8 protein-coding genes and 1 tRNA gene are annotated in these 7,899 nt (G+C 70.6%); 5 read left to right on the plus strand and 4 right to left on the minus strand.

The window, feature by feature from the left end:
• Positions 1–260: 260 nt before the first annotated feature.
• A complete protein-coding gene (locus FPZ41_RS42515) occupies positions 261–869 on the plus strand; it encodes a DedA family protein (RefSeq protein WP_322621445.1) in 609 nt (202 codons plus the stop codon).
• A gap of 418 nt (positions 870–1,287) precedes the next feature.
• Here FPZ41_RS42515 and FPZ41_RS42520 read toward each other — a convergent pair whose 3' ends face one another.
• Positions 1,288–1,518 carry a DUF2277 domain-containing protein gene (locus FPZ41_RS42520; protein ID WP_152869762.1) on the minus strand — a complete coding sequence of 77 codons (231 nt, stop codon included), beginning with the start codon at positions 1,516–1,518 and terminating at the stop codon, positions 1,288–1,290.
• A 96-nt stretch (positions 1,519–1,614) separates the two neighbouring features.
• Here FPZ41_RS42520 and FPZ41_RS42525 point away from each other — a divergent pair, with 96 nt between their 5' ends.
• Entirely contained in the window at positions 1,615–1,962 is a 348-nt protein-coding gene (locus FPZ41_RS42525; RefSeq protein WP_322621446.1) for a hypothetical protein, read from the plus strand.
• Between the two features lie 45 nt (positions 1,963–2,007).
• On the opposite strand, the gene FPZ41_RS42530 is transcribed toward FPZ41_RS42525, so the two are convergent.
• A tRNA-Val gene (locus FPZ41_RS42530) sits at positions 2,008–2,079 on the minus strand.
• A gap of 253 nt (positions 2,080–2,332) precedes the next feature.
• Between FPZ41_RS42530 and FPZ41_RS42535 the strand changes: the two genes are divergently transcribed.
• The 3 genes from FPZ41_RS42535 (at position 2,333) to FPZ41_RS42545 (ending at position 5,351) form a co-directional block, all read left to right on the plus strand.
• Complete coding sequence (locus FPZ41_RS42535; protein ID WP_152869764.1) at positions 2,333–3,097, plus strand: DUF4097 family beta strand repeat-containing protein; 765 nt, start codon at positions 2,333–2,335, stop codon at positions 3,095–3,097.
• Positions 3,098–3,171: 74 nt separating this feature from the next.
• Positions 3,172–4,653: a coiled-coil domain-containing protein gene (locus FPZ41_RS42540; protein WP_407698897.1), complete on the plus strand. Its 1,482-nt coding sequence runs from the start codon at positions 3,172–3,174 to the stop codon at positions 4,651–4,653.
• A 134-nt stretch (positions 4,654–4,787) separates the two neighbouring features.
• Complete coding sequence (locus FPZ41_RS42545) at positions 4,788–5,351, plus strand: DUF4383 domain-containing protein (protein WP_152869766.1); 564 nt, start codon at positions 4,788–4,790, stop codon at positions 5,349–5,351.
• 1 nt (position 5,352) lies between these two features.
• On the opposite strand, the gene FPZ41_RS42550 is transcribed toward FPZ41_RS42545, so the two are convergent.
• Together FPZ41_RS42550 and FPZ41_RS42555 are read right to left on the minus strand one after the other, a co-directional pair.
• Positions 5,353–6,555, minus strand: a complete 1,203-nt coding sequence (locus FPZ41_RS42550) for an amidase domain-containing protein (protein ID WP_322621447.1) — start codon at positions 6,553–6,555, stop codon at positions 5,353–5,355.
• Between the two features lie 92 nt (positions 6,556–6,647).
• Positions 6,648–7,874, minus strand: a complete 1,227-nt coding sequence (locus FPZ41_RS42555; RefSeq protein ID WP_228023379.1) for a polysaccharide deacetylase family protein — start codon at positions 7,872–7,874, stop codon at positions 6,648–6,650.
• Positions 7,875–7,899 lie beyond the last annotated feature (25 nt).

A 7,899-nucleotide genomic window follows, 5' to 3' on the forward strand; every position in this document is an offset into this window, starting at 1 on the left:
GCCCCGCCCACCCCGGCGGCATCAGCGGTGAAGTCCAGCCACACCCTGTTCTCGGCTTTCCCAGAAGCGGAATCCCGACGGTTCCACCCCCGGCGAACGAGCCGCCCTCCCGGGGCGACCGCCATGTGAACAGCACGTGACGCCCGCACAAGCCCCTGTGAGCCGTCCGTCACACCCGGGGCGTACGCTGTCTGGCTGTTACAGGCCGCCCCGGTGTTCCCGGTGACCGGCGGCCCACGGGGGAGTCAGGGGAGTTGTCGGTGCTTGAGAGTGTGGGGTCGCTGGCGGCGAGCCCATGGATCTATGCCGTGGTGGCCGTCTCCGTCCTCCTGGACGTGTTCGTCCCGATCCTGCCGAGCGGCGTCCTGGTCATCACGGCGGCGACGGCGGCAGCGGCGGGCACGGCGTCGGGTGCGGACGACGTCCCGGACATCCTCGCCCTCCTCCTCTCCGCGGCGACCGCCTCCGTGCTCGGCGACCTGGTGGCGTACCGCGTGGCCCGCCGGGGCGGCGAGCGCCTGGACCGCGCCATCGCCCGCTCCCGTCGCCTCACCACCGCGCAGGAACGTCTCGGCGCGGCCCTCGCCCGGGGTGGCGGCGCCCTCGTCGTCCTCGCCCGCTTCGCCCCCGCCGGCCGCTCGGTCGTCTCCCTGGGCGCCGGCGCCGCCAACCGCCGCGTCCGCGACTTCCTCCCCTGGTCCGTCCTGGCCGGCATCACCTGGGCCACGTACAGCGTTTCCCTCGGCTACTTCGGCGCGCACTGGCTGGGCACGACGTGGATCGCCACGGCGGTGTCCGTGGGGGCCCTTTTCGGTGCGGGTGCCGGGGCGGCGTACCTGATGCGGGAACGCTCCGCTGGGGAGCGGTAGGTCTCGTCTGCCGGGTTCTTGTGTGTGGTCGGCTGCGGGTTTCGTAGTGGCTGGTCGCGCAGTTCCCCGCGCCCCTTTAATGCACGGGCGTACCCGCCGCCACAACGCGCCGTGAGTTCCGCGCACTCCGCCGGCAGTGCTGCACGCACTACCAGCCCCGTACGTACTGCCACCCCGTACGCGCCGAAGGCAACGCACCCGACGCCCGCCCCCACCGCCCGGCAGCCGCGTACGCACGGCAGGGGGTGTGCCGGGAGGTGTCCGCCCGCAGCGGCCGGCGTCCGCCGCCGAGCACCTACGACACCCCACAGACCCGCCGGACCGAGGACGGAGACCTCCCGGCGCGCACCCGACCCACGACGGACCGCAGGCGCCCAAGCCACGACGGCGGGAAAGCAAGCCACCCACGGGCCCCAGCTCAGCCAGACGCGGTCGCGCGACTCCCCCGCACCTCAAGCCCCGCCAACAACTCCGCCGTGGCCGCCGCCACGGCCTCCACCGCGTGGTCGAACACCTCACGATTGTGGGCGGCCGGAGCCCGGAAGCCGGACACCTTGCGTACGTACTGGAGGGCGGCGGCCCGGATCTCGTCCTCGGTGGCTTCTTCAGGGAGGACGGGCGGACGGAGAGTCTTGATGCTGCGACACATACGCCCAGTCTGCACCTGAGCAATCCGCCACAGCACTCATCGCGAAGTAACTGAAGGAACTCGCATCCCAAAATCGAACAGGCGTAGCATTGCCGCGTGGCTGAGACCCATGACTTTCCGAGTGACCTCCTGGCCGGCCAGGAGGAGCTGCATCAGGTCCGGGCCGAGTTGCTGGCCCTGCTGAAGCGGCTTCCCTGGTCGGTCGATCCGCTGGACGGCTTCAGCGACGACCACGGCTGGCGCAAGATCGAGCGCCCCGCGTCCCCGGGCTGGACGGCCGACGAGCAGGCCGAGGTCGAGAAGCTGCGCGAGCGCGAGCGCGAGCTCGCCGTCTTCGTCAGCTGCCACCGCTTCTGGGCCGAGGTCGACACCCAGCACAAGGTCGACGCCCGGATGCGCCTCAAGCACGCCCACGAGACGACGAAGTCCCCGGAAGGGCCATGAACACCGAAAGACCCCGGCCGCGATCGGCCGGGGTCTTCGTACCGGTGGGCGCGGACGGTTTCGAACCGCCGACATCCTGCTTGTAAGGCAGGCGCTCTACCACTGAGCTACGCACCCGAACGCCCTGAGCTCCACGCTCGGACGAGTCGACAGCCTACATTGCCGGGCGGCATGCCCCGCAAACCCGTATCGGGGGTTAACCCCACCTCTCATCCGGGAGTGGCCCGGATCCCCCTCGGCACGCCCGCTCCCTACGGTCGGAGTACGCCGGAGAAGCACGGCGAAGCAACACGGCGAAGAAGCGCGCCGGAGAAGCACGGCGCCGTCGTCGAAGCGGACCTCGGGTTCCAGGCAGCAGGGGGAGATCTTCATGGCTCGTACAGCGCGTGTCCGGGCGGTGGCCGTCAGTGGGGCCGTCGTGGCGCTCATGGCAACCGCCGTCGCGTGCGGGGCCAGCGCCGAGGACGACAAGGATCCGGAGCACCGGTCGTTCGCTCTCCAGGGCCGTACGTTCACCGTCGACTCGGACGACGCCGCGCTGGAGCTGGTGGCCGCCGACGTGGACGAGGTCCAGGTGACCCGGTGGTTCGCCGGACGCGTCGTCGCGGGCACCGACCCCCGGGCGACCTGGGAGATGAAGGACGACCGGCTGACGTTGCGCGAGAAGTGCTCGGGCTTCATCACCCAGTGCTCGACCAAGTACCGCATCGAGGTGCCGCAGGGCGTCTCCGTCGTCGTGAAGGACGGGGACGGGAGCGTGACGGCGCAGGGGTTCGAGGAGTCGCTGAGGATTCGTACGGGGGACGGTGCGGTACGGGTCACGGACTCCACCGGACCGCTGGAGCTGCACACCGGCGACGGGTCCGTGCGCGCGACCGGCATCGAGTCGCGCAAGGTCAGGGCCAGCACCGGGGACGGCTCGGTCAGGCTCGAACTCGGCGTCGTACCGGACCTGGTGGACACGCGCAGCAACGACGGTTCCATCTCCATCGGGCTGCCCCGCGAGACGTACCGCGTGACGACCGAGACCGACGACGGCTCCGTGGATGTGTCCGTGCCCCGGGACAAGTCCAGCGACCACGTCGTCACCGCTCGCACCAAGGACGGCTCGGTCACCGTGCGAACGGCGAACTGAACGCCCCGTGTGTTCGTCCTTACCAGGTGGGAGAATGACACCTGGCAGAGCGGATCACAGCACGGGAGAGGGATGTGACGGCGACACCACGGCCGGCGGACACACCGTTTGCGTCACGCGCGCAGCACCCAGCGTGTCCCCGCCCGGAGAGGCCGTCCCGAGACCGTGACGCGACCAGACGTCGCCGCGGGCCGTCCGGCGCCGCCGGCACTGCCGACACCGCCGGCACCGTCGCCACCGCCCGTGACCTGCTGATCCTCACGGCACTCCCCCTGCTCGCCGCCCTCGCGCTGCCCGCGGCCTTCGCCGGCGGCGGCACGCGGCGGTGGTTCGGAGGGCGGGCCGAGAACCAGCGGGCCGAGGCGCAGGCCGCGAAGGACGCCGCGGCGGCGGCGTTCTACGAACTCGACAGCGCCCAGCGCGATCTGCGGATCTCGATAGAGACCATCACGGCCGTCGACGACTCCCCCGCCGCCCGCCGTGCCGTGTCGGACTTCGACGCGCTGGGGCGGCGCATCGACGAGGTCAGCCACCAGTACATCAACGCCGTCGACGCCCATGACCTCGACCGCGACGACCTGGAGGCCGCGGTCGCCTCGCGTGCCCGGGCCGAGCTGACCACCGCGAAGGACGAGCTGACCCGGGTCAAGCGGGAGCTGGACCGCTTCGCCGACGGGCTCGGCCCACTGCTCGGCAAGGCCGAGACCCAGCTGGCCCGGCTCGCCCCGGCCGTGGAGCGCGCCCGCCAGGCCCTGCTCGCCGCCACCAACGCCCTTGACACCGTGCGGAGTTCGGGGCTCAAGGCCGATGACCTCGCCGCCCGTCTGGCCGCCCTCGGCCCGGAGCTGACGAAGCTCAACCAGGGCGCCGGACAGCACGGCGTACCGCAGACGCTGGAGCGTGCCGAACGGGTCGCGCGGGACGCCGAGGCGGTGCGCGCGGAGGCCGAGCGGCTCCCGGAGCGGGCCGCGGAGATCGACCACCGGCTGGTGTCGCTGCGTACCCGGGCGGAGGCGCTGCGCACCCGGTCCGGGCAGGTGGAGCCGATGCTCAGCGAGCTGCGGCGGCGTTTCGCGGCCGCGTGCTGGCAGGACCTCCAGCAGGTGCCGGAGCAGGCGGCTCAGAGCGTCGGGCAGGCCGAGCTGAAGCTGCGGGAGGCGCAGGCCGCGCGGGACGAGCAGCGCTGGCCGGACGCCACCTCGCTGCTGTCGACGGTACGGGCGCTGCTGAACAGCACGGACGAGGCGGTCTCGGCGGCCGGTGACCGGCTCCGGCGGCTGAACGCCGTGCAGAAGGACCCCCGGCAGGAGATCGACCGCACCCGGTTCGCGCTCCGTGACGCCCAGCGCCTGGCCATGGCGGGCCGCTCCACGCCCGACCCCCGGCACGCCCGCCCGCTGGACGACTCGGTCGCCCGCCTGGAGCGCGCGATCGTCACGCTGGAGGGACGGCACCCCGACTACTGGCACTTCCTGACGGAGACGGAGGCCGTCCGGGCGACGGTGGCCCGGGTGGTGTCCCAGATCCGCGGGGAACGGGGTTCGGGCGGCACGTGAGGCGGCACGTGCCGCGCCACCTGCGGCGGCGCACGAGGCGCTGCGCGCTGTTGGCGCCACGGCCCTGACGGGCGGATATTGAAGGAAGGCAACGAAGGTACGTACGGCCTCCACCACGCCCGAGGGAGGCGGAGATGGCCACGCACGCGCACCCCGAACCCAGGCAGCGGATCCGGCTCGACGAGCACCTGCCGGTCGACCACCGGCTCAGTACGGTCTACCGGATCGGAGCGGGCCTCATGGGGCTCGTACTGCTCGCCTTCGGCATCCTGGGCCTCATCAACAAGGTCGGCTTCTTCAGCACCGGCGGGGCCACGGTCGTGGGGCTGAACACGAACGGCACGCTCAGCGTCCTGTCCATCTGCATCGGTGTGCTGCTCTTCGTGGGCATGGTGATCGGCGGCAACTTCGCGTCCACGCTCAACATGGTGATCGGCGTCGCGTTCATCCTGAGCGGCTTCGTCAACCTGGGCCTGCTGGACTCGAACTACAACTTCCTCGCCTTCCACATCCAGAACGTCATCTTCAGCTTCGTGTACGGGCTGCTGCTGATGACCTTCGGCATGTACGGGCGGGTGGGGACGGCCCTGCCGCACGACAACCCGTACTGGAAGGCCCGCCATCCGGGTCGTGAGGAACGAGCGGAGGCCGCGGCGAATGCCGGCGCCCTCCCCGGAGGAGAGGACGCCGGGCCCTGACTCAGGTGCGGTAGGCGAAGTACACCGAGGTCGGGTACTGGGCGATGATGCTCGCCACCGACCTGCGGTAGGTGTCCGCGTCGTGGTACGTCAGGTACGGCACACCGCTGGAGCTGCGGTACGTCGTCATCATGGAGTGGTCCTTGGACCCGTTCTTGTCGAAGTCGATCTGCATCACGTCACCGACGTCCATCTGGTAGACGTTCGCGAGCGCGGTGGTCCGCTTGGCGGTCTGCGTGAACCAGGACCACTCGTTGACGCCGATCCAGGCGTCGGCCGTACCGTTCGACGCGTAGTACCAGGTGTCGTACTCCTCGGGCGTGACCGTGGAGATCTGCTTCCAGCCGCCGGCCAGCAGGCCCTGGCTGAGGTAGTTGGTGCAGTCCCCGCCGAGCGAGTTGTACTTGCGGTACGCGGGGTTGTAGTCCTTCCAGTACTTCTCGGTGTACGTGGCCATCGCCGCGTAGTCGTACGTGCCGCCCGTGAGCTTCTTGGGCTTGGCGGGCGCCGGGAGGGTCGTGGCGGCCTTGGGGGCGTCGATGACGGCAAACGTCGAAATAGGGGCAACAGAAGCGCTCGGGGCCCGGGAGGCGCTGCTCGCCGCCCCGGGCTGACCGGCGGCCGCCGTCGCGGCGGGGTCGTTGATCGGCCGGGGGCCGTTGTCCGTCGTGCGCAGGCCGGACAGCTGCCAGGTGCCGTCGGGCTGTGCGGTGAAGGTGAGTTCGTGGTGGGCCCGGAAGCCGGTCGTGCCGGGCTCGTCGCCACGGATCTTCGCGTAGGTCAGCGTCGTGGTCTCGGTGACCCGGACCGTGGCCTGCTGCCCGTTCACCTGGGTGCTGTCCACCGTGACGTCGGTGTCGGCGTCGGTGTAGGCCTCGCCCAGCGCCGCGAGGCGGGACCGGGTGTCGCGCAGGGCGGTCACCGCGGTCCCCTCCGTCCGGCTGACGGCGGCGGACAGTCGGGCGCCGCCCGTCGCCTTCAGGGCCGTCCGGGGAGCCTGGCCCTCGTCGAGCAGGGCGGCCGTACGGTCGGTGAGTACGGCGTCCGCCATGCGGCCGAAGGTGTCGGTGGTCGCGCCGGTGACGCGGGGGGCCTGGGGTGCCGGCTCGTCGGCGGCGTGCGCGGTGGCCACCGGGAGCAGGGTGGTGGAGAGGGTCACCGCCGCCAGGGCGGCGTAGCGGCGGCTCAACGTCCTTGTTTTCACGGGGAGTTCTCCTTGACCCCGGGGTGGTCGGGCCCCGGGGAGGGAATCTTTACATGTCCTCCTCAACCCCTCCACACCAGGGGTTGCCTGCGTCACTTCACGAGCGTCGACCAGTCCGGCGACTGGGCGGGGTCCAGGGTGCGCAGTCGCTGCAGGGTCTCGGGTTTCTGCACGTCGAGCCAGTCGGCGAGTTCACGGAAGGACACGCAGCGCACGTCCTTCTTCGTGCACACGGTCTCGATGGTCCGGTCGACGGCCCGCATGTAGATGCCGCCGTTCCAGTTCTCGAAGTGGTTGCCGATGAACAGTGGCGCCCGGCTGCCGTAGTACACGCGGTTGAAGCCGGCCATGTAGGTGTCGACGGTCTCCTCCTCCCAGCGGGGGTACTGGGCCGGGTCGCCCTCGACCTGACCGTCGGACTGGTTGTAGAGGAAGTTGAAGTCCATGGACAGGCCCTGGTACTCACCCCTCTCGTACGGGAGCAGCTGCAGCGGGAAGTCCCAGATGCCGTTCTTCTTTCCCGGCCATATCTGGAAGTCGCCCTTGGAGCTGGAGTCGTAGCGGTAGCCGTAGTCCTTGACGGCCTTCAGCAGGTTCTCCTGGCCCTCCAGGCAGGGCGCGCGCCCGCCGACGACCTCCTTGTTCACATCGAAGGGCAGGGCGGGCAGGTCCTTGTTGCCGGTGTTGGTCTTCCACTTCTCCACGAAGGAGTTGAACTCGCCGATCTCGGTCTTCCACTCCTCGACGCTCCAGTCCTCGCCGCCCTTGTCGCCGCAGAAGTGGCCGTTGAAGTGGGAGCCGATCTCGTTGCCGTCCTGCCACGCCCTGCCGAGCTGCTCCAGCGTGGTGCGGATGTGTTCGTCGGTGGGGTAGCTGATCGCCGCGGACCCCTTCTCGTGCTGCGGCGGGTCGTAGAGCGTCTTCTTGTCCTTCGGCAGCAGATAGATCCCGGTGAGGAAGAACGTCATGTGGGCGTCGTACTTCTTGGCGAGCTCCCGGTAGTGCGAGAACAGCCGGTCGTCGCCCTCCAGCGCGCCGTCCCAGGAGAAGACGACGAACTGGGGCGGCTTCTCCCCCGGCTTGAGCGGCTCCGGCTTCAACTGCCCCTTCTGCGGCCCGGTGTACGACGTGGAGCCGTCGCCGATCAGCTTGGTCCTGCCGTCCCAGTCGGGTTCCCCGGTCGCCCCGGGGGAGGGCGCCCGGCCGTCGGTGCGGGGCTGTTTCTCGGCGGAGGCGGTCGGCGCGGTGCTGTCCGAGCGGTTCAGTCCCACGTAGGCCGCGGCCGTGGAGGCGACGATGAGGAGGACCGCCATGGCCAGGAAGCCGGGGCGGGGACTGCGGGGC

This window comes from Streptomyces acidicola, assembly GCF_009377235.1.
GTDB classification, from domain to species: Bacteria; Actinomycetota; Actinomycetes; order Streptomycetales; family Streptomycetaceae; genus Streptomyces; species Streptomyces acidicola.